The following is a 24,790-nucleotide window of genomic DNA, read 5'->3' as shown; positions in this document are numbered from 1 at the left end:
GCCATAGATTATAACATAACTTTTAGTTTTAATAAATTAGTTCTGTACTACTTTTTTTCTTTTCTTAACTTTCTTCATTCTAAAAAAGTCTTCTCTTTCCTTTTCTCCTAAAATATCTTCAATATATTTTACTGTATTTTCAAATCTCGGAATTTGAATTTTGTCTAAGGCATTAGCTCTTTTTACTGTTTTCTTAATTTCATCAGCAAGCCTTATACATGAAGATTCAATCTGAGCCAATTCATAAATCAAGTACAATAAATTTTGCATATTTATAGAAGTATCATCTAAATCCATAGTTGAATCATGGAAAGAATATTCTGTTTTAACTTTTTTCTTATTAAACTTTATTTCAGGAATATCAACACCCATAACTGAACGATTAATAATTTCAAAATCTTCTTCAGGTGCCACATCTTTTGAAATTTCAGAAAGAAGCTCACTACCCATTGATACTGTTGCTGATTTTAAAGAATCATATGTCTTATCAAAAGTCTTTGAAATTTCTTCCTGCAAATTTTCAGCCTTTTTATTTAATTCCATTATTTCCTTAATAAGAACAGTTCTTTTTCTGTCTAAAAGTTCATAACCTTTTCTTGCAAAAGAAAGTTGAGCCTTTACTGCTAAAAGATTAGCCTTTGTAGGAACTACCTTAGTTGCCATTTTCATCACCTAAATATTTTTCCACATATTTTGGGCTGATTCTGTCCAGATATTCACGTGGTAAAATTCTAAGCAATTTCCAACCTAAATCTAGTGTTTCACCAATAGACCTATTTTCATCTTGTTTTTGAGATAAAATTTCCTTTTCAAAAGCTGTTCCAAATTCCAAAACTTTCTTATCTCCATCGGATAAGTCATCTTGTCCAATAATTTGAGCCAAAGCCCTAACATCTTGAACCCTAGAATAAGATGAGAAAAGTTGGGCAGATAAATCTGCATGGTCTTCTCTTGTGTATCCTTCACCTATACCATCTTTCATTAATCTTGAAAGAGAAGGTAGAATATTAATAGGTGGATAAATATCGCTTCCTTGTAAGTCACGAGAAAGAACTATTTGTCCTTCTGTAATATATCCTGTCAAGTCGGCTATTGGGTGTGTAATATCATCTGAGGGCATTGTCAAAATTGGTATAAGAGTTACTGAACCATCAATTCCTTTTATCATTCCTGCTCTTTCATACAAAGCAGCCAAATCTGAATAAAGGTGACCTGGATAACCCTTACGAGAAGGAACTTCTTCTCTACCTGATGAAACTTCACGAAGCGCTTCAGCATATGATGTAATATCTGTCATAATAACAAGCACATGAGTATTTTCTTCGTAAGCTAAATATTCAGCAGCAGTCAATGCACATTTTGGTGTTATAAGTCTTTCCATAATAGGATCGTCTGCGTAATTGATATACATTACAACCCTTTCATTAACTCCAGCATTTTTAAAAGCTTCTCTGAAAAAATCAGCTTCATCATGTTTAACTCCAATTGCAGCAAAAACTATGGCAAAATTTTCATTTTTATCTCCTGAAATTTTAGCTTGTCTAACTATTTGCGCTGCTAATTGATTGTGGTCAAGTCCTGATCCTGAAAATATTGGAAGTTTTTGACCTCTAATTAGAGTCATAAGTCCATCAATTGAAGAAATACCAGTTTGAATAAAGTTTCTTGGATATTCTCTGGCTACTGGATTAATAGGTCTACCACTAACATTGTAGAATTTACCTGAATAAATATCTCCACCTCTATCTATTGGTTTTGCAATACCGTTAAATACACGGCCTAATATTTCTTTAGATAGAGGAACTTCAAAAGGAACACCCGTAAATTCCAAGCCAGTATTATTTCCAGAAACTCCCATATTTGTTCCATAAACTTGAACAAGAGCTCTGTTGTCATCAATTTTTACGACTTCACCAACTTGTGTTTCATCTGTGGTTTTTGATTTAATCTTAACAACTTCTCCATAAGAAACTTGGTGAAGATTTGTAACTTCAATCAATGAACCTTCAATTTTTTCTAGTGTAAAATATTCTTTTTTCATTCCGTCACCTCATACTTCACCATAAGATTGGAATAAAAACTTCTAACTTTATTATTTAATTCTACAAACTTATCCATTTGGTCATTTCCAATATTATATTTCATATTAATTACTTCGCCATAAATTTCGTCATTTCTGATTATGGATATTGGAATATTTTCAGATAATGCTTTTTTACCTTCTTCATAAAGAAGATCAATTGTTTTTAGCATTTCAAATTGTTTAGTTAAAGGCACAAAGGTATCTGTATCATTAAAAGCATTTTGTTGTAAAAATCCAACCTTTACCACTCTTGAAATTTCAAGCACTAACCTTGATTCATTAGGTAATACATCTTCACCAACAAGCATTACAATTTCATTTAATTTAGCTTCTTGATGCAAAAGGTCTAAAAATTTATTCTTTAATTTAGGTAAATCACCATCAAGATTTATATCATAGTAATTTTTAAGTGCATCATTATATTGTGAGTATGAATTCATCCAGTTAATTGCAGGATAGTGTCTTGCGTAGGCAAGGTCTTTATCTAAGGCGATAAATACATTAACAAATCTTTTTGTATTTTCAGTAACTGGTTCAGAGAAGTCACCACCGGCTGGAGATACAGCACCAATAAGTGTTACTGAACCTTCATGTCCTGAAAAACTTTCCACATAACCAGCTCTTTCATAGAACTCTGCAACCCTTGATGGTAAATATGCTGGGTATCCTTCTTCTGCAGGCATTTCTTCCAAACGTCCAGAAATTTCTCTTAAAGCTTCAGCCCAACGTGATGTAGAGTCAGCCATTAAAGCAACGTGATATCCTTGATCTCTAAAATATTCAGCGATAGTTACCCCTGTATAAATGCTGGCTTCACGAGCAGCTACTGGCATATTTGATGTATTTGCAATTAAAATTGTTCTTGCCATCAAAGGTTTACCAGTATTGGGGTCCATTAATTTTGGAAAATCTTCAAGAACTTCTGTCATTTCATTACCACGTTCACCGCAACCGATATAAACAATAATATCAGCATCACAATATTTTGCAATTTGGTGTTGGGTCATAGTTTTACCTGTACCAAAGCCTCCTGGTATTGCTGTTGTACCACCCTTAGCTAAAGGGAAAAATACATCAAAAATTCTTTGTCCTGTAACTAAAAGCTTATTTATTGGAAGTCTTTCTAAGCATGGTCTTGGAACTCTGACTGGCCAATCTTGGCTAATTTTTACAGAAATTTCATTTCCTTCCTTGTCCCTAACTTTAAGAACTTCTTCTTCTATATTGTATTTACCGTCACTTTTTACTGAAACAACTTCTCCCTCAACTCCAATTGGTATAAGAACTTTATGTGTGATTATATCTGTTTCAGGAACTTCAGCAAATATTTGACCTTGGCTAACCTTATCTCCTACCTTTACAAGGAAGTGAGTTTGCCAAAGTTTTTCGGTGTCAAGAGAAATTAAGCCTATACCTTCTGGCATAAAATTGCCATGCTTATCTTTAATATTTGTAAGAGGTCTTTCAATACCATCAAAAATATTTGATATCAGACCAGGACCAAGTTTTACAGATAGTGGAGCCCCAGTTGAAACTATTGGACTTCCAGCTCTTAAGCCTTGTGTCTCTTCATAAACTTGTACTGTACCCAAGTCTTTTTCTATAGATATAACTTCCCCAATTAACTTTTCTTCACCTACTACAACCATTTCACGGATTTTAAAATCCTTCATGTTGTAACCAACAACTACGGGGCCATCAACGCTTTTTATATAAGCTGTATTCAATCTTCCACCTCTTTCATTATCAAATGTAACATTGAACCAATCTTATAACGACTATCTTCAATTTTTTCAGATAGACTTAGATTTATTTCGTAGTTCCCATTTTTATCAGAAATTATTAATCCACCAATTAATTTTTCAGGCAATCTTTTAAATTCCACTGAAATATTATGGCGTTTAGCCTCTTCCAATATTTTGTCTTTTAAAGCATCGCTCTCAGCATCTCTCAAATACACATAGATTTCATCATCATCTAAATCTTCTAAGGCTTTAGCAAAAGTGCCAAGGACATACTTGCTATAATTTTCTGTTTTTGTATAATCTTTTAATCTTATCCTTACCTTTTCCAAAAGTTGATCTAATTGTCTTTCAGCCTCAAAAAGTTCGGCAATACGATTTTCTTCATGAGCTTTTGAGACTAATTCATAACCATTTTTGTTAGCTAGATCAACTCTTCTTTTTACAATTTCAGAAGCTGTTTTTTTAAGCTCATCTTCTTTTTCTTTTAGTTTTTGATTATATAAATTCTTTTCATCCTCTAATTTTTTTCTACATTCTTCACTTTTTTTGGCATAAACCATATGTGTGAAAATTGTAATTTTATTTTCTAGTAAAATCATATTAACCTCATCAACTTATTTTAATTCCTATGGAGTCCTTAATATATTTAAGAATAAAATCTTTTTCCAATCCCTTCTTCAAATCCGGAATTGTAACTACAAGAGGCATTTTTTGTTCTTTAACTTTTATTAGCTCATCTTGGATTTTATCTTCAACTCCTCTTGTTAAAATAATTATTCCAATATTATTATCATGAGTAGCTGCATATAAATTCTTCTTAAGGTCCTCTTTATCCTTGCAATATACTCCTTTGACTCCAGCCAACCTAAGACCTGTTATTATATCTTTGCTGTCAGATAGAAGTATAGATTTCATTATAGTCTACCTAAAATCATTATAGAAATAATAAGTCCGTAAATTGCAATACCTTCAGCTAGTCCAAGGTAAATCATAGTCTTACCTAAAATTGATGAGTCTTCAGAAATAGCACCAATTGCTGCGGCACCTACTTGTGATACTGCAAGACCAGCACCAATTGAAGCAAGTCCTGTTGAAAGTCCTGCTGCTAAAAATCCTAAACCGCTACCTTGTTGAGGTGCATTTGTTGCTGCCCTAGTAATTTCTGGAACTAAAGTAATAACTCCAAATACAATTACTGGTACAAAAATAATCAAGTTAAGTCTGATAAAAGCTCTAATAAATTTTTGTGACTTCTTTTGTTTAGAAAGAATTACATAACCTGTGCTTGCGAATATAGCAACTAAGGCTAAAATTGATAAAATCATTAATTTTTCCATAATACTCTCCTTTAATTTTCTTTTAAATTTACATAATCTGGGTTGAATTCATATCCATCACCCTTATAATATTTACTAAACATTTCATAATATTCAAGTCTTAGAGATTGGATAAATACAATAAGACCTTCAAGGCATATTATAACAATATTACCTAATATCAAAATTAATAAATTTCCTGGGAATTTACCTATCATTTGAGCTAAAGTTTGAAAAGCTAAGAATAAACCAACGTGGTTAATAGCAAAAGCACCAACCCTTATGAAAGAAATAATTCCACTCATTGTAGATAAAAGTGCTTCAAGAAGTCCAAACGCTCCTTCTATATAGTAATCTCCAGCAGAAATTTCAGGTATTTCTTTAGTTACCGCAGATTTTATAGCCCTCTTTAAAATCATAAGCACAAGAGCTAATATTATCAAAGCTAAGGAAACACCATTATTAATTAATCCTTGGGCTCCCATAACATTCATACCTATATTAATCATAGCAAAGAATATTATGACACCCATAAATCCTTCCTTGTCAAATATGGCATCAAAAGTTTCCTTTCTAAGAAGCCTATTAACAATTCCCAATATATAAGATATAAATAAAAGACCTATACCAAAATAAATGGCAATAACAAGAGTTTTATTTATATTATCAAAAGGTTTAAACCATAAACCCTTTAATATATCTTCTCTTCCAAAAACTGAACCGTATAAAATACCGAATATACATGATGAAAGACCCATTCTCATCAAAAGTTCTCCGAAGTTTTTGCTTTTTCTTGCTAAAAGAATTCCTCCTATAAAAAACACAGCCCCTTGACCTAAGTCCCCAAACATAGCTCCAAAGAGTATCATATAAGTAATCGCTAAGAAAGGTGTTGGGTCAATTTCACGATAATTAGGAGTTCCGTACATATTTATTAAAAGTTCAAAGGGTTTAAAAAAATTTAAGTTTTTTAATTTAGTAGGTGGATTTACACTGTCTTCCGGCTCAATAAAAGCTACACTTACATCATCATAAGCATATAATATATTAGCCAGTTTATCTATATCAGAAACCCCAACCCAGCAGGACATATAAAAGTACTTTTTACTCTTTGTTAAATACTTTTTAACCTCTTCAATCTTTTCATAAACAAGCATTGAAGCAAGAGTAACCATCAATTTATCCCTCTTATTTGTATACAAATCTTTCTTAAAAGATTCAATATCAAAAAGTTCCTTCTTTAAATCTGTTTCAGTTTTCTTTAAATTAAGAAGAATTTCTTTAGCTGTTCCCTTTTCATTTACAGAAAGGTCAATGTCCCTCCAGTTTAATGACTTTAGAACCCTATCCATTTCGCTTTGCATATCATTAGGATAAATAGCAAGATAGATTTCATTGTTGTCAATAGTTGCTGTATGGAAAATCATAGCAACAATAGTATCATAAGATTTTTTTAGCCTTAACCTTCCATCTTTATCTAAAATCCCGAATCTAACTGTAAAATATTCCATGTTGGAGATTTCAGAAAGATCTAAATTAACATTTTTAAATAATTTATAATTTTCCTCTATACTTTCAACAGCCTTTAACTTTTCACGAGTTTCTGTAGATTTAACCATTTTTTCTCGCATTATTTGATAAAACTTTTCAAAATCAATAGATAAATCAATTTTATCTAGAAATTCTTCATCAATTTTATCAATTTGCAAAAATTCCATAATTTCTCTGGCTCTTTTTACAGTTTCTTGATTTTTAATATTACTTTTAAAGGTTGTTATATAGTTTAATTCTATATTCCTTTCAAGATTTCTTTCATCTTCAAGACTGAATACAAAATTATTTTCATCTAGTTGTGCTTGAGAAGAAACAAATTTAGCCGATTTTACCTTTAGAATATCCAAGATTATATTATCCATATCATCTAAAGGTGCCATGGCATTCATCATTCTCATTTTTTCAACTGCCATAATTTCACTTCCTTACATTTACAAGGTAATCACTAACTTTACCTTTGCCAATATCAAGTCTTTGGGCTTCCATAAAGATTTTAATATCCCTAAGTTGGGCCTCAAAAACTACTATAAAACTCAATAAATGACCAAAATTACTGTGAGTTTTTCTGAATTCTTTGCACGCAAAGTCATAGCAAAGCCTATTGGCGCTAACAGAAACATTTGCTATAGTTTCTCCATTCTCATTAAATAAAAAATCATAAGGTGTCTTACTAAGAATAGATTTAAAACCCTTAATATTATCGAGATGCGATAATTCCCTTAAAGTTTGGAAATTTAAGTATTTGCCACCAAATATTATAAAATTTATCAGTTCTTCATCTAACAATTTGTAATTTACAGAACCTCTATAAATCCAAATAATATTTGCTATATCTATTTTTCTGCCAAAAATTTCTGTAAACTCTTCTTTGTTTTCTTTGGAAAAGGCTTTTACGCATTCAATAATCCTTGTATAATACAATTTATCAAGGTTCATTTCCATATAGAACAATATTTGATCACTTGGTTCATCAATGTAGGTTCTTAAAGTTCTATAATAAATAGAATTTTTACACTTCTCAACAAAAGTTTTTAAATCCATATCGGCAATATCAAAAGTCTTACCATTTAACGAAAATTCATAAGTTTCCTTATTTCTATCTCTTACAAGAAATCTAAGAGCTTTCTTAAGGTCATTATATTCCTTTACTCTAATATATTCATTAAGAAAATCCCTATAAGGACCACTTAAATAAGAAATAAGTCTTTTAAGTTGCTCATACAAAAACGTATCTAAAGCACTTTCAGCTTCATTAGTATTCATTCCAAAATTTAAGTCTTTAAAAAGTTCCTTCGATTTTAAAAATTCAACAGTATCCTTAAAAGAATTTGTTGAAATTAAAGGTTCAAAGTCCTCAGGGCTTAAAAGTTTAGAATACATAGCATCAATTTTTGCATTAATAGCTACAAAATTACTCATAATCATCCTCATCTAAGATAATTTTTAAAGCCTTATCAATTAAATGGTTTTCTTCCTTGTTGTAATCATCTTCAACTTTTTTAAGCTTCTTTCTGTTCTCGCTTAGAATTAAGGAAGCTTTATCTTCAAATGATTTTGTGATTTCATTATATTTACTCTTTGCAAGGTCCTTTGCTTGTTCAAGAGTTTTATTTTCCATATCAATAATCCTTTTTTGTAAATCTTCTCTGAGATCAAAGATTTCTTTGTTGGTTTTGTTAACCATTTCCTTAGTCTTATTGTCTATGGCAATTATACTATCTATGCTCTCTTTCAAACTTCTCCCCTTCCTTTAAAATAAAATTACGCCAATAATATGATTATATTCTTTTTATTTAATTAATCAATAGGTTTTGAAAAATTTTTTTTATGGCGGTTAAACAGTTGAAATTTAGGGATTAAAAGCCTCAAATAAATGATTAAAAATAAGCTCAAGCTGGCTTGAGCTGTCAGTATTTATAAAATTGTGATTTTTTTCTTCTATGCCCCGTTTTGAGAAACTTCTAAAAAAATCCTGTGCTTGTCATTTTCAGACTTACACAGAGATGGACTATATCCTTACTTAAAAATTGAAAATTATTCTACATCAAAGCATCAACTAAATTATGTTTTGAAAAATATAGGAACATCATCTAATGCCATAAGTAGAGAAAATGAAAATTCAAATGGTAAGAAATCTATTAAGCATTATATAAAAAAGCATGACATTATTCCTCTTTTGGTTCTTATAAATTTCCTTACTTTTGGAAATATATCTTATTTTTATAATTACCTAGATGAATCTCTTCAAAATAAAATTGCTAGAGCTTTTGGTGAGAGATATAAAGAAAGTTACCAGTATCTCAATTGATGACATATTTGCAATTTCAGGATTTCATAATAAGTGGTTATTAACTTAGCTACTTATTTTTTATTTGCTCACGATTATCTTCAATTTATTAAACGACTTCATCATATTCATTTCGATTTTCCTATTTTTTCAGCTAATTTTAGTATAGATGAAAAGCTCTTTTCCTACTCTAAGGTATTAGCAGACGTTTTACGGATTTCATCTAATAGAAACTCATAACTTGCAAAGCTCGATAAGCATGGCTTTGTTGATTATCATTATTTAATCATGTTACCACTGATTTTATCAAATATTTCTTCTCTTAATTTCCAAATACCTGAATATGGCTGTTCAATATAGCTAATGTTTTTGTCTTTATATAAATACGCTATGCTTGGACTATCTACTGCATTTTTGTGATGGAATTTAAAGATAAGATAATCATTAATATTTGTGGGCTGGTCGTTAACACTTTCCCTACCGGTATCATTGGTGTTTCCCTCAATGTCTGCAATGATGACTGCAATTTCATCTTGATTCTCAATTTTCAAACGATCTTCTGAAGTATTTTTCATAATTTCAATTTCTTTTATTTCTTCGGCTTTTGGTAGATTTATTTTTTTATTACTACCACATGCAGTTAATGACAAAATAGTGATTAAAACTAATGCCATTCCAAGATATTTTTTCATAGTTTTCATCTCCTTTTTCTATTTATTGTAATTCTCCCTCGGTACAATTCTACACTTTGGCGTAAAAGGTCCTCTTGGAATTATTTCTGTATTTAGTTTTACTATTAAGTCATGAGTATTTTCTTCGCATCACTTGCACAAATTTACAGATAGAGTAACTCTATATAATTTTTGACAAACAATTAGCATTAAGGTGCATATTATAAGCATCGTTACTTGATATGACAAATGCAAGAAAATCATCATTATAACAGGAACTGCAATCATAAATATTGCAATAAAATTGGTTAGTATGGCTGCTGTACTATGCTTTATTACACTTATCTCATCATTCCATTTTAATTTCATATATCTTATGTTAAGATACAGTCCTACTACAGAAATAAATAACGAGTAACATATCGGAACAACCAATACCAAAATCATTTGAATCACATTTAATTTAACTTTCAAGAAAATCATTGTAACTGCGAAAAAATATCCTATAGAGTGTATTAAGATATTTACTGCTATTTTGCTGTTTACAACTTTTGCAATAGACACTGGTGATGATTGCAATATCCATAGGTTGTTGCCTTCTAACGATATAGAGGATGATGTTGTGCAAGACATTATTAGAAACGAAGCAATGACCAATGATCCGTATTGAGTGAGGATTAATTCCAATGAGCTTATTCCAAACAGATTTTCTATATTAGAAATTCCAAATAGAATACATCCACACGATACAAAACACAAAACCATAATTCCCAAAGCAGTATTTATTACATAACTGCTTGAGCCTAAATACCGTCTCAATTCTTTTTCAAACAATGCTCTAAATGGTGTCTTTATCTTAATAGTTAAGTTAGCATCTCTTTTCCCTTGAAAACTTCTATTTAGAAACAGGTGTATTTTATCATAATTTTTCATCGTCAAAGTGCAATACAAACCGAATATTACAGCTGAAGCTAACACGAAAATAGCAAGTCCAATGTATAAACCTTCTCCTATATAAAATAACTTTGCTAAAGGAAATATTTTTATAAGCTTATTCTCAATAATTTTTTCTAACGCTGAATATTTCACCCCACGATTCATTGATATAGCTATAAAATATCCCATGAAAAGCAAGAATGATAATATGATATTCACAATATTTTTTCTTTTACATAAACTACCTAACATCTCGATTAAAATCGCTAAACCAGAAGCTACACACATAGGGATGATAGGGATAATTATGCTTGTTACTAAAAAAATAAAAAATAGCTCAATTGAGATGTATTGTTTAAATACTAATAACATCACATCCGGTAACAATATGCTTTCGCATATAATTAAATCTATTAAATATAGTATAAAAAACTTACTTGCAATGATTTCAGATTTTTTTATCGGGAAAGAACTAAGCATTTCAAAGTCTTTGTTATAAAAGAAAATAGAATTACTTTTAAAAATCGTTGCTAAAACCACAAAGAAAAATGATATGGAGACCCCATATGATACAGCATACTTATATAAACCCATTTCTATAATCGATTTTATTGAAAAAAAATTATACAAACAAACCAACAAAAATACAGAAAATAAACTTAATGAAGTATATATCAATGTTTCTTTTTTATTTCTCTCTTCGTTTCCGATATTAAGGAGATTAATAACTTGATTTTTTACAAGTATGATAGTATTTTTCATTTTTTAATCATCTCCATAAAATATTGCTCTAATCCATCAGAATTTTTTAATATTTCTGTTGTTTCCCCCTCAACAATCAAATGTCCATTATCTATCATGGCAATCTTATTACACAACTTTTCTGCAACTTCTAAAACATGTGTTGAAAAGAAAATTGCTCCACCATTTCTCGCTAATTTTCTCATTTCTTCTTTTAGTAAATATGATGATTTAGGATCTAATCCCACAAAAGGCTCATCCATTACTAATAACTTAGGGGAATGAATCAATGCTGAGATAATTACAATTTTTTGTTTCATCCCATGTGAATAGGATGAAATTCTATTGTTTAGAAAGGATTTCATTTCAAACAAGTTTGAGAAATATTCTAACTTTTCTTCTCTTATATTTTTTTCGACCTCGTATAAATCAGATACAAAATTGGCATATTGAAATCCTGTCAAGTTTTCATATACATCCGGATTATCCGGTATATAAGCAATATCTTTTTTATAAACTTCATTTTTTCTGTTTACTTTTTTACCGTTAACAATGATTTCACCATCAAAATCATGGATTCCCACGATAGCCTTTATAGTTGATGTCTTACCTGAACCATTAGAGCCAATAAAAGCATATATATCACCCGCTTCTACTGTTAAATTTAAGTTAGCAATTGCAACATAACCATTACTATAGGTTTTCGAAAAATTACTTATTTTCAGCATAATTCCTCCTAAAAATAGCCCCAGCAGAATAATCTGTCTGGAGCTATTTTACTCTGCACTATGTTCTTATCTCAAAGCTAAAAATATTACCAAGAAACTAATTGCTATTACACTTAATGGTACAAGATAGTATTTCCATGTTGCTTTTTCACTTCCTTGAAACTTCGCAAATGCAATAAAGTTAATAAGTAAATATGCAAATGGAGCTCCGTAAGTTAAATAAGTTTTAGCAATCGTACCATTAACATTTCCAGATGAATCCCAGTGTACCGGTACTACATCAGGTAAATTTTTACCAAATACCAAGAAAATGCCAACTGTGGCTAAACATAAAATACTACTGATAATCAGGTGCTTAATCTTTGATGATTTCATTTTTCTCCTCCTTTTCTTTTTTTTAATAACACAATGGAATATATCAACGGAATGACATATAGCAGCGTTGCATAACCCACTATCCAAAACCATTTATTTGAAACTCCAAAAGAGAGCATCAAAACTCCAGATAAAATCCACAAATAACCTGCCAACCTATGCACTTTAAACCATAGTACAGGTTTATCTAAAAGCCAGAAAAATTTTAGACCTATAAACCGACTTGGCTTTGTTTTAGGCAAATAATTTCCAACTGCGATAATAATTAAAGCTACTAATACATGCATTATTTCCTGAGTATAGTTTTCATTCGATTGATCAAGAATATACTTCCCATATTGTGATATGGCAAATAGCACAGGAACGCTCATTGCAATTGGCAATATTAATTTATGTGGCAGCCTATCCTTTTTCGCAAGTCTTCCACCTATAATGTCTAAGCCTATGCTAAATGCTGAAACTATTATTGGTAATATATACAACTTATAAAAACCAATTTCTCGGTTTCCAGTAGTTAATAGATAGATACTTGCCGAAAAACTAAGCAGTATTATTACCACATACCATTTTTTATTCTTCATTTTCCACCCCTTGAAACTGTGATAACCAAATTATCATTTCCTCAAATACGGATATATTTATGTCATAGTATATGAAATTCTTGTACTTTCTCTCTGTTACCAACTCTGCCTTTTTTAGTAAGGATAAATGATAAGATATGGTTGAGTTAGATAAATCATATTTTTCAGCAATTTCTCCCGCTGTAAGTGATTTTTGCTTTAAGGAAAGTAAAATATCACGCCTCACAGGATCTGCTAATGCTTTAAATGTATTCGGAAATCCCACTAAATTTACCTCTTCTAATCTATTTTAATGCTCGTCATAAAACTATTTCGATTTATTTCTAAATAGATTGTACTACCTTTCGCAAACAATGTCAATTCTATTTTGAAATTTTTCGAATTACCTACATACTATTCGATCACTATTAGCTATTGCTAATACGCTCATATTCTTTTCCCGGTATCCCTGCTCTTTTCAAAACCTTTAGCTTTTCCTGTTTTTTCTCCTCTCGTCTTGCCTTATACCTTTCCTCATATTCCTGTTGTTTTCCGTTCGCTTTACGCTTCAAATAATTTTGGTGAAGCCTGTCTTTTCTCTCATTGATTTTTTGTTCTTCTTCCTCAATCTTTAGTCTTTCTTCTTCGGTCAGTTCTTCTTTCGGCGGTTCATAGTTACCGATAAAATTAAAATATATTTCTATTTTTTGCTTGGATGTTTGACTGCCTTTTCTATCCCTTTCATGAATGATAATCTTCTCTATAAACTCATTTATCATTGTGGTTGTGAGTTCATCAAAGTTTTCATAACGACTGATAAGAGATATGAATTTTCTTGCTCTGTCTGTTCCTTTTTCACATCTTGATATTGCAATTTCTAAGTCTTTAATCTCTTTGCTTAATGTAAGTTGCTCTGTTTCATATTGGTTATTTAGGATTTCATAGCGATTATTTGGTATCTTATTCAGAATCATATCTTCGTAAATTCTGCACATCAATCGTTCGAGTTCCTGAAGTCTATTTTGGCTTTCCGTTAATCTTATCTTTTTCTTTTCTATCTCTACTTTTTCCTTTTCTTCCATTTCATTTTGAATGGAACGGATAAAGGCTTCGTTATCTTCATCAAGGTATTTTTTAATATCTTTCAGTGTTTCCCTAATAAGGTTTAATACCACTTCCGCCTTTATTCGGTGTCCTGATTTACAAAGTGTTCCACAAGGTACTTTCGTGTAGGCACTGCAATTGTAATAAGGGATATTCTTGTAATTATTTGTCCTATGAACATACATCTTACTACCACAATCAGCACAATACATTAGTCCTGTCAGTGGGTGATATTCACCCCAACCATCAGGATACCTTTTTACATTTCCTCTTATCCTTTGCACATTATCAAAGGTTTCTTGGTCTATGATTGCTTCGTGGGTATTTTCAAATATCAGCCAGTTATCTTCGGATACATATTTACTTTTCTTATCCTTGAAATGCTTTCTTGTTTTGAAGTTGACTGTATGACCTAAGTATTCTTTTTTCTTTAAGATACTTGCAATGGTAGAACTGCACCAACGATAAGGATGTTCAAAATTTTTGCTTTGATGTAGTCCATATCCCAATTTCTGTTGATGATAAGCGGGTATATCTATCTTGTCGGCTTCCAATATTTTTGCTATTCGATACGGACCATTACCTTGCATGGTCAGGTTAAATATTCGTCTTACTATCTCGGCTGCTTTTTCATCTACAACCCACTTATCTTTGTCTTTTTCATCTTTGATATAGCCATAAGGTGGAGTGCTTGCCGTATGCTTTCCGCTTTCTCCTTTTGATCTAAATGTAGATTGTATTTTTCTTGAAGTATCTCTTGCATACCATTCATTCATAATATTTCTAAAAGGGGTAAAATCATCTTCTCTGTAAAAGCTGTCTACATTGTCATTGATAGCAATCAGTCTTACGCCCTTTTGTCTTAATATCTCCATACATTGACCGACTTTGAGATAATCTCTGCCGAGTCTACTCATATCCTTTACGATGATACAACCGATTTTTTCCAGTATTTACTCCATTCATCATTTCCATAAAGCCTGGTCTGTCAAACTGTGTTCCGCTTATTCCGTCATCTGTAAAATGGATGATGTTGGTTAAATTATTCTTACTTGCATATTCTTCAAGGATTTTCTTTTGATTAACGATTGAGTTACTTTCTCCTTCTAGTTCATCATCTCGACTTAATCTCTCATAGAGTGCTGTTATCTTTTCAAAATTCCTCACTTTTTCCTCCTTCCTCTTAATTTCTTAAATAAAAAAGAATTAAGAAGTACATATATCACTAAAACAGTGATTAAGTGTTCTCCTTAATTCTATTACTCCTTTAGATAATTCATCTTATCTTCATCTATTTTCATTAAAGCTCCAGCGGGTAAACCGCCGTAAACTTGATATTCAGCAAAAGCATCTTCTTTGTCGCCATCATAAGTTTGAAGAAATTCAGAAAATACAAGGGGCATAATATGGATCTCATCACCCCTACCTGCAAATTCAGTAATGACATCTTTAGATAAGAATTTAGAATTACTCCCAGTAACATAAACATCAAAATTATTTTGACGCAAAAATCCATTTAAGACTTGCTCAAAAGATTTAAGCAATTGAACTTCATCTAAGAGGATATAAAATTTTTCGCTGTCATTCGTTTGGCTCATAATATAGTCTAAAAACTTTTTAGGATCTACTAATCTTTCACCACTTAGTAGATCTAAATTCATTAAATTTTCGCCAATTTTTAATAAATCCCTAGCCGAATCAAAGGCAAATTTTATAATATGGTTTTCATCAGCTCCACTTTGGGTCAAATAATTATAAAATAGATTATTAAGCAAATAAGATTTGCCACTTCTTCTTATTCCTGTAATAATCTTAATGAACCCATTGTCTTTTTTTCGTATTAATTTATCTAAATAATAATCACGTTTTATTTCCATACGCCTACACCTCTTCCTATTTAGAATTATTTCCGTTTTGGAACTTAATCTAAGTATATTGTAAAGTGTAAGGTCATATAATTCAAATCTATTTAGAAATAATTCCATATGGGACATGTTTTTAAATTAGTGTTTAGCCCTTCCATTCAAGTATTTGTCCAGTTTTTATTCAAGTATTTGGTAACTATTCTATATTTAAATCTTTATGATATAATTCCTAATGAAGAAGCCCTTACCATACATGGCGGGGCTTTTTTGCAATCAAAATACCCGATCTACACCGCTTTAAGAGGTATGTCGGGTTCTGTTGGTTTGATTGAATATTTAGTTTTTATTCTTGTCAATTTTCTATTTCAACTTAAACTGAAGATTTAAATATTACTTTAAGATTTTCATCATAAACTATAATCTTTTATATTCGTTAATTTGTAATTGAATCCACCGCTACCTTCACTATTACATTAGCATTAATAATTGTATTTACATTTGTGTTCATACAACAATTGCATTAGCAGCTAAAATTATAAGAATTAATCCTACACCCCTAGACTCAATGTCGTCACCTTGTATTACCGATTTATTTTTTCATTTTCAATATACACAACTTTATCTTTTTTTAATTCTTATAGATTCTAACTATTTTCTTTTTTCGCCAAAGCATTATTAACTTTATATAAAATGATGAAGTAGAATAGCATTTGCAATACAACTATGATTGTCATAGTTGTATTAGTTAGACTATTACTAAATATTATTATAATATTTAGTAATATAAAAAATATAGTATATATGCGAAAAAGTTTAGCTGCATACTTATGGGCATAATTCCAGTTTTCTTTTGATTTCATACTTAATGCTGTTCTAAATCCACTATACTTACTGATATTTCCATTTGCTTTATACTTATAAAAGAAAGACAAAAACAATCCTGCTATAGGTAATAAACTAATTACAATTTTTTCAAAATTCATACAAAACCCTCTAAAAATCCTAAAAGCTACTACTTTCAACACTATTATAACCTATAATCTTATTTTTGACATCAGTACTACACTCTCCATATGGCTATAGTTGCCAGTATGAATAAAAATTTATATTTCTCAAAAGCTTCGTATGTTTGAATATGTCTTTTAATAGGATACCGTCAACTAACTAAAAAACATCCCTATCTCTAGAGCTGTTTAAATTTTACTTCTCTTTTATCCTGGGTTAAACACATTTATATCCATCTTTTGTTAGTCCCAGTAATTTTTAATAGTCAGATAAATTTGACTTCTTTTATTTATTTTTTAACTTTTTATACTTATCTCCACTTCCTATACCAAAAAGCATTGAACCGATGATCCATGCATATTCAGTTTTCCCAGTTTTATAGGACATATATATTGAAGCTATAAGTGCAATAAATGCTAAAATTGTTATTACTAACCACAGGTTCTTTTTTCCCATTTTTATTTCTCCTCTCCCTTAAAAAAATCTATAAAATCTATCCTATTTTCTTATTTAAAATTTTTCTATGGATTTCATAGGACATATCCCAAAAATAAATCTATATATTGGAAATTTGTTATAATAATATTATTTTATATAATTATTGTCAATTTCACTTTTGCCCTTGTTTATTTCATAAAAAATTTGTTAGTAAAAATATATAACTTTTAGAACATAAAAAAAGAGACCGCCTAAACGGTCTCTAAAAATTCAAATTAATAGGAATTAATACCATCCTCTTAATTTCATAGCTTTAGCTAGTGATTTAACACCATACATATAAACAGCTTCTCTTGGAGTTACTTTGTATTCATCAGCTATACCAAATACTCCATTGATAGCTTTCATCATGTCAGCTTCTTGTTTTTCTTCAACTTCTTTTTCAGTCCAATAATATCCATATTGATTTTGAACCCATTCATAGTAAGAAACAAGAACTCCACCAGAGTTAGTTAAGATATCTGGTACTAGTGGAATATTAACTTCTGCAAGTCCCTTATCTCCTTCTGGAGTTGTAGGTCCATTAGCTGCTTCACAAACTAATTTTACATTAAGTTTTTTAGCAACATCATAAGTGATTACATTTTCAAGAGCTGCTGGTACTAAAACATCATATTTTCCAGTCCAGAATTCATCAGCAGAAATTTCTTTTGCTCCTGGGAATCCTAATACTGTGTGGTGTTCATTTTTGTAAGCAAATAATTCTTCATAGTTAATTCCGTCTTCGTTATAAAGAGCGAAGTTTCCTTTTGATTTATCCCATTCAGCAAGTGCTACAACTTTTGCACCTTGTCTAGCAATGTTTTTAACTGTGAAAGTACCTACGTTACCGAAACCTTGAACAGCTACTCTTGCACCTTTCATTTCGATGCCGTATCTCTTAGCAGATTCTCTAACTACTATAGAAACACCAAATCCAGTTGCTTCGTTTCTTCCTTGAGAACCACCAAATTCTACTGGCTTACCTGTGATACATCCAAGATCCATCTTGTCGCCATTTACTTTGATATATTCGTCCATCATCCAAGACATGATTTGTCCGTTAGTATTAACGTCTGGTGCTGGAATATCAATTCTGTCGCCTAAGTATCTATAAAGTCCTCTGATATAACCTCTAGAAAGTTGTTCTAGTTCTCTTTCAGAAAGTTCAGATGGATCTACACAAATTCCACCTTTTCCTCCACCATATGGAAGACCAAGTGCTCCACCTTTAAAAGTCATCCAAAGAGAAAGAGCTTTAACTTCGTCTGCGTTTACGTTTTGATGGAAACGAACTCCACCCTTAGCTGGACCTACTGCTGAATTGTGAGCAGCTCTCCAACCTTTGAAAGTCTTAAGGCTTCCGTCATCCATTTTTACTGGAATCTTAATTTCTATAACTCTTTGTGGTTCTTTTAAAAGTTCATAAACTGCTGGATCTTCTCCAAGTTTATCGCAAGCATTTTTAACCTTTGCTTGAGCTGATAACAATGGATTTAAATTATCTGTCATTTTTATACACTCTCCTTATCTCTGTTATGTATTGTATTAACAATTCCATACAATTGGATTATATCATAGGGAAATTTTCTTTTCAAGTTCGCCAACTTTTTTTACGTTTTTTAACGTTTTCTTGACATTATTTTGCGATTTTTAAAATCTCTTCCCTCGCGTAAAGTTATTTCGTAAAAACTGATTATTGCAATAAAGAATTGCTTGAATTTCTTATAAAATTTATACAAATATATATTTAATTTTTTTCTTGATTTTTATGAAATATGTTACAATACATTTAAGTATTTTAACTTTGGGGGTAAAAATGAATTTTTTTAAATCTTCTATAAATGAGATTTTCAACAGAGATTTTTTTAAGAAATTTTTCATTCTTATTATTGGTAATTTCCTAATTGCGTGTGCCATACTATTTTTTATTAGACCCAATGCTCTAATAAGTGGTGGGCTTACAGGTTTAGCTGTTCTTATTAATCAAATTACAAATACTAATCTCTCTATTTTAATTTTACTGCTAAACTTTCCAACATTTTTACTATCCATGTTTTTTTTAAAGAAAGATTTTACATTTTTCTCAGCTATAAGCGTTTTAATTATTTCTTTCATAGTGTCAGTATTAGAAAAAGTTTTCCATGGCCTAGCTTTAACCCATGATCCACTACTTGCTGCCATATTTGGTGGTTTAATTAATGGAGTAGGTGGTGGACTTATGTTTTTATTTGGAACAAGCACAGGTGGTCTTGATATTATAGCAGCAATTTTTAAAAAGTATTTTAATATTCAGCTTGGAAATGTCCTTATGGCTATTAACTTATGTATAATTTCTCTTTCAGGCATTTATCATGGAGCGGACAAAGCCATGTACACACTTATCTTATTATTTATTTCATATCAGGTTATTGACATGATTCAAATGGGTGTTGGCAGACAAAAACAGATATTTATTATTTCAGATTATCACGATGAAATAGCCAAAGAGGTTCATAAAAAAGTCCACAGAGGTGCAACTTTCTTAAAGGGGCAGACTGCATATTTAGGAAAAGATGTGTATCTTGTTTATATTATTTGCTCCTCCCATCAGCTAGTTACTGTTAGAAATATTGTTCATGAAATTGACCCTAAAGCCTTTATGGCAATTTCCGATACATCTGAAATTATGGGAAAGGGATTCAAGTCCATTAATTTTTAAAGAAAAGATATTTTAAAAAGGCTTTTATAAATATAAATCTCTTGGGAATATATTTTATATTTTCCTATAATCGAATACTTTTATATAGTAAATAAGGATGATGCAAAGAATTTTTTGCATCACCCTTTATTTTATTTTTTATTATCTAAAATTTTTAAAGCAGCCTTAACAATTCTTTTATCTTTTATTGCAAGGACTGTAAGCATTACACCATTAGTCTTAACCTGTAATTTTTTCTTTTCATTTTCTTCAGGTATATATCCTAATTTTTCTATTATAAGACCAGATATAGTTTCATGATTTTCTGAAAATAGTTTAGTATCTAGCTCTTCATTTATATCTTCTATAGTCATATAGCCGTCAACCATGTATTCGTTGGGACCAATTTTTTCCATACTGGGAGTATTCCTGTCATATTCATCCTCAATTTCCCCAACAATTTCTTCAACTATATCTTCAACTGTAACCATACCTGAAAAACCACCATATTCATCTATTAATATAGCTACATAATTCTTGCTTGTTTGAAGTTCTTTGAGTAGCCTATCAATTTTTTTAGTTTCAGGAACAAAGTATGGCGTTTTTAAACATTTATCTAAGTTGAAATTTTGATAATTATTTTTTTCATACTCTATAAATAAATCTTTTATATTAATAATCCCTATAATATTGTCTGCATTTTCTCTATATACAGGCATCCTTGAATACCCTGTTGCCAATATTTCAGAAATTGAATCCACGCTAAATTCATCATAATCCACCATAAATATAGCTGTCCTTGGTGTCATTATTTCGTAAGCCATCTTGTCATCAAAATCCATAATATTTATTATCATATCTTCACCAGTAGAGTTGATAACCCCCTGTTCTTGAGATACTTTTATATAGGATTTTAATTCTTCTTCAGAAATTTGTTCTTCAACATCTTCTGAATACTTGCCCAAAAGTTTTAAAACTAAAACTGTTGAAATAGATAAGAGTTTTACAAAGGGTGCAAAAATTATTGATGTGATTTTTACAGCATAAACACCTCTTAATGCAACATTTTCAGCATTATAAAGAGCAATTCTTTTTGGTACAAGTTCACCAAAAACAAGTGAGATATATGACAAAATTAAAGTTACTACTATAAAAGAAATGGTTGTTCCGTAAGGGATATTTATTTCCCTTAAATAATCACCAAAAACTCTTGATATTGAAGTAGCTGCTGAACCAGATGAGAAAAATCCCGCTAAGGTTATAGCGACTTGAATTGTAGACAAAAATCTTGTAGAATTTTTTAAGATTTCTAATAGAGTTTTAGCTCTTTTATTTCCTTTTTCAGCTAGTTCCTTTATTTTATTTTTATTAGCTGAAACCATTGCCATTTCTGCAGATGCAAAAAAAGCATTCACCATAGTTAAAAAAACAATTAATATTAGCTTTGCCCAAAGGGCAGCGCCCTCGTCCATTTATATTCCTCCAAATGATATAATATGCTTATTATATCAATAAATTTATATTCTTGCTATAATTTAATATAATTTTAAAAAAATTATTATAGATTTATAAAATGGGTAAAAATCTAGAGGTGATTTAATGTTTTTTATTTGTGGAATAACAAATGGTAAAGATGATTTATCTTATGATGAAGATTTGTTTGTGCACTCCTGTGGCGCCTATGGTCGCTACCAAGTATTTATGACTTATTTTAAACTGAGCTTATTTTTTATAACCATTCTAAAATTCAATAAAAAATATTTTGTTAAAACAACTTGTTGTGATAGAATTTATGGTCTAGATAAAAGTCTTGGTCAAAAAATAGAAAATTCTATAGATGTAATCATTAACGAAGATGACTTAATAGAAATTGAATATGAACAAAATAGTAATTTTAAAATTTGTAAAAATTGCAACTATAAAACCGATAAAGAATTTTTATATTGTCCAAAATGTGGACAGAAATTATAGGAGGTAAATTTTGAAATTTATAAAACGAAAATTAACGCTTTTAATTTTATTAATAACAGTAGGTATTGGAGCTTTTTTCTTTGGAATGAATGAAGCTAAAAGTGATTTAACACCAGAGATTTCCTCTTCTCTAATTTCAAGTAAATTAATAGGTGTAAAGGAGCTGACAACTGTTAAATACCATTACAAAAATATGGGGCAATTTTCAAATCAGTCTACTTTTTATGGTTGGAAAGTCCCCTTTACGGATAAAAAATTTATTGTCGCTTATGAGGGTTTTATTTGTGCTGGAGTTGATTTAGAAAATCTTGACATACAAATTCATGACAAAACAATAAACATTAAAATTCCAAAATCAAAGATATTAAGCCACACAATTGATGAGAAATCCATTAAAGTTTTTGATGAAAAAAATTCAATATTTAATCCCATTAAAATTGAAGACTATAAAAATTTTTCTACTGACCAAAAGACTGTAGTGGAAAAAGATGCGATAAAAAAAGGCTTGTTAAAGGAAGCTGATGAAAAAACGCAAAAAGCTATAGAAAAAATTTTAAATGTTGACGATCTGTTAAGGGCTTATCAGATAAAAGTTTCAATGAAATAATCTAAAAAAGAAAGTAATATTAACAATTACTTTCTTTTTTTATTCATTTACCTTATCTTGCCTTCTCACAATATATATTGCTGCAAGAACTATAAAAATTATTGCAATTATTTTATTTATCCCCATATCTTCACTAAAAATTATAAATCCAGCAATTAATGAAACTATGGGCTCAGCCGTAGATAAAATTCCTGTTTTTGTAGCTCCAATTTTAAATATTGCCAATTGATACAAAAGAGTCGCACCTATTGTTAGGAAAAATGAATATACAAGTAAAAATCCCCATTGTCCATGGCTAAAATCATATTTAATAGGAATTTTTAATACAAGCGCATAAAGACCTATGACAATTGCTCCAAAAAAATTAACATAGAATAAACTTTTCATGACATTCATATTTGGCATATTTGATTTTTCTATGGATACAGAATAAAAAGCAAAGAAAAAAGCTGATAAAACTGCATAAATTACTCCGCTTAGCTCATGAACATCAGAAAAATCTGCCAACATTAAAACACCTATACAAGATAAAATAAGTGCTAGAATTTCAGCTTTACTAGGCTTATTTTTAAAAACAAAAGACATAATAATAAAAATTATGCAAGGATAAATAAAGTGAATAGATTCTGCACAACCTGCACCTAAATATTTATATGATGAAAATAGGGTTATAGATGTCCCGCCAAAAAGAGCTCCTGCCAAAAAAACTTCTATTAAATCTTTCTTTTTTAAAGATAAATCAATCTTTATAATAAATTTACAATAAATAAAGATAGGCAAAAGCCACAAAAACATTCTATAAAAAGATGATGTTATGGGATTTATCCCGAAATTTATTAAAGATTTTGTAAATATTGGCATTATTCCATAAATAATAGCTGAACTAATAGCATATAGATAACCAAGTTTATTTTTCATAAAGCCTCCCAGTAAATCACATAAACAATGATACTACTATTTAAAAATTTTTTCCATTAAAAAAAGGTGCCTAAGCACCTCTAATTTAATATTAACCATCTACCTCAATAATACCGTAATCCCCATCACTTCTCTTGTAGGAAACTTCAATTTTATCATTTTCTGCATTCTTGAAAATGAAGAAATTATGATTTAACAACTCCATTTGAAGTATAGCCTCATCTTCATGCATAGGTCTTAGAGTAAATGTTTTTCTTTTTTTGATATCTTTATCTTCTTCTTTTTGCGCCGGTTCCTTGTCAAAATTATCAAACCTTATTGTTTCATTATTTTGATATCTTTTTTTAAGTCTTGTCTTATACTTTCTAACCTGTCTTTCGAGCTTGTCTACAGTTTTGTCAATTGAAACAAACATATCTTGTGATGTTTCTTCGGCTCTTAAAATTGTACCGGGCAAAAATATTGTTACTTCAACTTTTTGACCATTCTTTTGTTTAGAAAAAACAGCCCTAGCTTGAACTTCTTCAGCAAAATATTTGTCCAATTTGGAAAACTTTTTTTGTGCTTGGTCCTTTAAACCTTCTTTTAAATCAATATTTTTTCCAACTAATTCTAGTAACATATAATGCACTCCTTTACAATGTTCTTATAAAGATTATACCCAAATTTAAAAATTTAATCCTAAAATTTCTTTTAATATACTTTTGACATTATTATTGGTATAATCAAGCATGAAAGAATTTATAACAAATTTAGCTTAAAAGCTTATTTTACAAAAAGGTGAAATATGATTAATAAATTAGATATATTTAGTTTAACAACTTCATTAATCCTTGAAAAAGCAAAGAATAATATTAATTTTAATGATTCCACTTATCCTGACATTTTAAACGAAGAAAAGGAAGAATCCGATATATTTCCTTTTATGAATAAAAGCGCTTTTGCAGGCTGGATACTATTTGATACTAAAAGCAATTTAACCTTTAGCAAAGACTACATCACCAATAATATAGGAGATGATTATATAGATGGCTTTAGTGAATTTAACCTAGATGAATATTTTGATTTTATTTTTTCATCATACTCTTCAATTTTCACAGTAGAAGAAATTGAAGGTTCATATATTTATTTAAGAGATCTGATTTTAAATATAAAGATAAAAGCCTA

General features: G+C 30.0%; 26 protein-coding genes and 2 pseudogenes. 5 read left to right on the top strand and 23 right to left on the bottom strand.

Features of this window, described 5'->3' with window-relative positions:
• Positions 1 to 36: 36 nt before the first annotated feature.
• The 9 genes from HMPREF9131_RS03920 to HMPREF9131_RS03880 are packed head-to-tail and all read right to left on the bottom strand — an operon-like array spanning position 37 to position 8,433.
• Positions 37 to 663, bottom strand: coding sequence for a V-type ATP synthase subunit D (locus HMPREF9131_RS03920; protein ID WP_009345566.1), 627 nt, complete (start codon positions 661 to 663; stop codon positions 37 to 39).
• Complete coding sequence (locus tag HMPREF9131_RS03915; protein WP_009345546.1) at positions 653 to 2,041, bottom strand: V-type ATP synthase subunit B; 1,389 nt, start codon at positions 2,039 to 2,041, stop codon at positions 653 to 655. Before HMPREF9131_RS03915 ends, HMPREF9131_RS03920 begins: the two co-directional genes overlap by 11 nt.
• Positions 2,038 to 3,810: a V-type ATP synthase subunit A gene (locus HMPREF9131_RS03910; protein WP_004825514.1), complete on the bottom strand. Its 1,773-nt coding sequence runs from the start codon at positions 3,808 to 3,810 to the stop codon at positions 2,038 to 2,040. Before HMPREF9131_RS03910 ends, HMPREF9131_RS03915 begins: the two co-directional genes overlap by 4 nt.
• On the bottom strand, positions 3,807 to 4,427 hold the full coding sequence (locus tag HMPREF9131_RS03905; protein ID WP_009345506.1) for a V-type ATP synthase subunit E: 621 nt from the start codon (positions 4,425 to 4,427) through the stop codon (positions 3,807 to 3,809). Before HMPREF9131_RS03905 ends, HMPREF9131_RS03910 begins: the two co-directional genes overlap by 4 nt.
• A gap of 10 nt (positions 4,428 to 4,437) precedes the next feature.
• Complete coding sequence (locus HMPREF9131_RS03900; protein ID WP_004825552.1) at positions 4,438 to 4,743, bottom strand: V-type ATP synthase subunit F; 306 nt, start codon at positions 4,741 to 4,743, stop codon at positions 4,438 to 4,440.
• Positions 4,743 to 5,165, bottom strand: a complete 423-nt coding sequence (locus tag HMPREF9131_RS03895) for an ATP synthase subunit C (protein WP_009345532.1) — start codon at positions 5,163 to 5,165, stop codon at positions 4,743 to 4,745. The genes HMPREF9131_RS03900 and HMPREF9131_RS03895 overlap by 1 nt, the downstream gene beginning before the upstream one ends.
• Before the next feature lie 11 nt (positions 5,166 to 5,176).
• On the bottom strand, positions 5,177 to 7,111 hold the full coding sequence (locus HMPREF9131_RS03890) for a V-type ATP synthase subunit I (protein WP_009345593.1): 1,935 nt from the start codon (positions 7,109 to 7,111) through the stop codon (positions 5,177 to 5,179).
• A 4-nt stretch (positions 7,112 to 7,115) separates the two neighbouring features.
• Complete coding sequence (locus HMPREF9131_RS03885) at positions 7,116 to 8,117, bottom strand: V-type ATPase subunit (protein WP_009345496.1); 1,002 nt, start codon at positions 8,115 to 8,117, stop codon at positions 7,116 to 7,118.
• A complete protein-coding gene (locus HMPREF9131_RS03880; protein ID WP_009345629.1) occupies positions 8,110 to 8,433 on the bottom strand; it encodes a hypothetical protein in 324 nt (107 codons plus the stop codon). Before HMPREF9131_RS03880 ends, HMPREF9131_RS03885 begins: the two co-directional genes overlap by 8 nt.
• A gap of 243 nt (positions 8,434 to 8,676) precedes the next feature.
• On the opposite strand from HMPREF9131_RS03880, the gene HMPREF9131_RS03875 reads away from it, so the two are divergent.
• On the top strand, positions 8,677 to 9,006 hold the full coding sequence (locus HMPREF9131_RS03875) for an Abi family protein (protein ID WP_009345610.1): 330 nt from the start codon (positions 8,677 to 8,679) through the stop codon (positions 9,004 to 9,006).
• 257 nt (positions 9,007 to 9,263) lie between these two features.
• Here HMPREF9131_RS03875 and HMPREF9131_RS03870 read toward each other — a convergent pair whose 3' ends face one another.
• The 11 genes and pseudogenes from HMPREF9131_RS03870 to HMPREF9131_RS03820 form a co-directional block, all read right to left on the bottom strand.
• The gene (locus HMPREF9131_RS03870) at positions 9,264 to 9,677 is read right to left on the bottom strand and encodes a DUF5301 domain-containing protein (protein ID WP_009345599.1); all 414 of its coding nucleotides are present in this window, start codon (positions 9,675 to 9,677) and stop codon (positions 9,264 to 9,266) included.
• Positions 9,678 to 9,806: 129 nt separating this feature from the next.
• Positions 9,807 to 11,354, bottom strand: coding sequence for a hypothetical protein (locus tag HMPREF9131_RS03865; RefSeq protein ID WP_009345505.1), 1,548 nt, complete (start codon positions 11,352 to 11,354; stop codon positions 9,807 to 9,809).
• Complete coding sequence (locus tag HMPREF9131_RS03860) at positions 11,351 to 12,061, bottom strand: ABC transporter ATP-binding protein (RefSeq protein WP_009345518.1); 711 nt, start codon at positions 12,059 to 12,061, stop codon at positions 11,351 to 11,353. The genes HMPREF9131_RS03865 and HMPREF9131_RS03860 overlap by 4 nt, the downstream gene beginning before the upstream one ends.
• A gap of 66 nt (positions 12,062 to 12,127) precedes the next feature.
• Positions 12,128 to 12,436 carry a DUF1648 domain-containing protein gene (locus tag HMPREF9131_RS03855; protein ID WP_009345621.1) on the bottom strand — a complete coding sequence of 103 codons (309 nt, stop codon included), beginning with the start codon at positions 12,434 to 12,436 and terminating at the stop codon, positions 12,128 to 12,130.
• Positions 12,433 to 13,017: an SdpI family protein gene (locus HMPREF9131_RS03850; RefSeq protein ID WP_009345530.1), complete on the bottom strand. Its 585-nt coding sequence runs from the start codon at positions 13,015 to 13,017 to the stop codon at positions 12,433 to 12,435. Before HMPREF9131_RS03850 ends, HMPREF9131_RS03855 begins: the two co-directional genes overlap by 4 nt.
• A complete protein-coding gene (locus tag HMPREF9131_RS03845) occupies positions 13,007 to 13,282 on the bottom strand; it encodes an autorepressor SdpR family transcription factor (RefSeq protein WP_004825167.1) in 276 nt (91 codons plus the stop codon). Before HMPREF9131_RS03845 ends, HMPREF9131_RS03850 begins: the two co-directional genes overlap by 11 nt.
• Before the next feature lie 142 nt (positions 13,283 to 13,424).
• A pseudogene (locus tag HMPREF9131_RS03840) lies at positions 13,425 to 15,267 on the bottom strand (DUF4368 domain-containing protein).
• A gap of 92 nt (positions 15,268 to 15,359) precedes the next feature.
• Entirely contained in the window at positions 15,360 to 15,977 is a 618-nt protein-coding gene (locus tag HMPREF9131_RS03835; protein WP_009345552.1) for an ATP-binding protein, read from the bottom strand.
• A 632-nt stretch (positions 15,978 to 16,609) separates the two neighbouring features.
• Positions 16,610 to 16,948 carry an SdpI family protein gene (locus HMPREF9131_RS03830; protein ID WP_009345627.1) on the bottom strand — a complete coding sequence of 113 codons (339 nt, stop codon included), beginning with the start codon at positions 16,946 to 16,948 and terminating at the stop codon, positions 16,610 to 16,612.
• A gap of 307 nt (positions 16,949 to 17,255) precedes the next feature.
• The gene (locus HMPREF9131_RS08465) at positions 17,256 to 17,426 is read right to left on the bottom strand and encodes a hypothetical protein (protein ID WP_009345494.1); all 171 of its coding nucleotides are present in this window, start codon (positions 17,424 to 17,426) and stop codon (positions 17,256 to 17,258) included.
• 267 nt (positions 17,427 to 17,693) lie between these two features.
• Positions 17,694 to 18,959, bottom strand: a complete 1,266-nt coding sequence (locus HMPREF9131_RS03820; RefSeq protein WP_009345600.1) for a Glu/Leu/Phe/Val dehydrogenase — start codon at positions 18,957 to 18,959, stop codon at positions 17,694 to 17,696.
• A gap of 307 nt (positions 18,960 to 19,266) precedes the next feature.
• Between HMPREF9131_RS03820 and HMPREF9131_RS03815 the strand changes: the two genes are divergently transcribed.
• Positions 19,267 to 20,148, top strand: coding sequence for a YitT family protein (locus HMPREF9131_RS03815; RefSeq protein WP_009345486.1), 882 nt, complete (start codon positions 19,267 to 19,269; stop codon positions 20,146 to 20,148).
• 131 nt (positions 20,149 to 20,279) lie between these two features.
• Here HMPREF9131_RS03815 and HMPREF9131_RS03810 read toward each other — a convergent pair whose 3' ends face one another.
• The gene (locus tag HMPREF9131_RS03810; RefSeq protein ID WP_009345616.1) at positions 20,280 to 21,599 is read right to left on the bottom strand and encodes a hemolysin family protein; all 1,320 of its coding nucleotides are present in this window, start codon (positions 21,597 to 21,599) and stop codon (positions 20,280 to 20,282) included.
• Positions 21,600 to 21,726: 127 nt separating this feature from the next.
• Between HMPREF9131_RS03810 and HMPREF9131_RS03805 the strand changes: the two genes are divergently transcribed.
• The gene (locus tag HMPREF9131_RS03805) at positions 21,727 to 22,098 is read left to right on the top strand and encodes a zinc ribbon domain-containing protein (protein WP_009345585.1); all 372 of its coding nucleotides are present in this window, start codon (positions 21,727 to 21,729) and stop codon (positions 22,096 to 22,098) included.
• 10 nt (positions 22,099 to 22,108) lie between these two features.
• Positions 22,109 to 22,705, top strand: coding sequence for a DUF4230 domain-containing protein (locus HMPREF9131_RS03800; protein WP_009345508.1), 597 nt, complete (start codon positions 22,109 to 22,111; stop codon positions 22,703 to 22,705).
• A gap of 39 nt (positions 22,706 to 22,744) precedes the next feature.
• Here the strand turns inward: HMPREF9131_RS03800 and HMPREF9131_RS03795 are convergent, their stop codons facing one another.
• Both HMPREF9131_RS03795 and hpf read right to left on the bottom strand, forming a co-directional pair.
• The gene (locus HMPREF9131_RS03795; RefSeq protein WP_009345622.1) at positions 22,745 to 23,623 is read right to left on the bottom strand and encodes a DMT family transporter; all 879 of its coding nucleotides are present in this window, start codon (positions 23,621 to 23,623) and stop codon (positions 22,745 to 22,747) included.
• Between the two features lie 91 nt (positions 23,624 to 23,714).
• A complete protein-coding gene (gene hpf, locus HMPREF9131_RS03790; protein ID WP_009345580.1) occupies positions 23,715 to 24,245 on the bottom strand; it encodes a ribosome hibernation-promoting factor, HPF/YfiA family in 531 nt (176 codons plus the stop codon).
• Positions 24,246 to 24,410: 165 nt separating this feature from the next.
• On the opposite strand from hpf, the pseudogene HMPREF9131_RS03785 reads away from it, so the two are divergent.
• Positions 24,411 to 24,790 (top strand): annotated as a pseudogene (locus HMPREF9131_RS03785) (hypothetical protein); the annotation flags it as partial.

Source organism: Peptoniphilus sp. oral taxon 836 str. F0141 (assembly GCF_000179335.1).
GTDB lineage: Bacteria > Bacillota > Clostridia > Tissierellales > Peptoniphilaceae > Peptoniphilus_A > Peptoniphilus_A lacrimalis.
The sequence above is the reverse complement of the archived record's forward strand: the minus strand, read 5'-3'. Positions and strand labels throughout refer to the sequence as shown.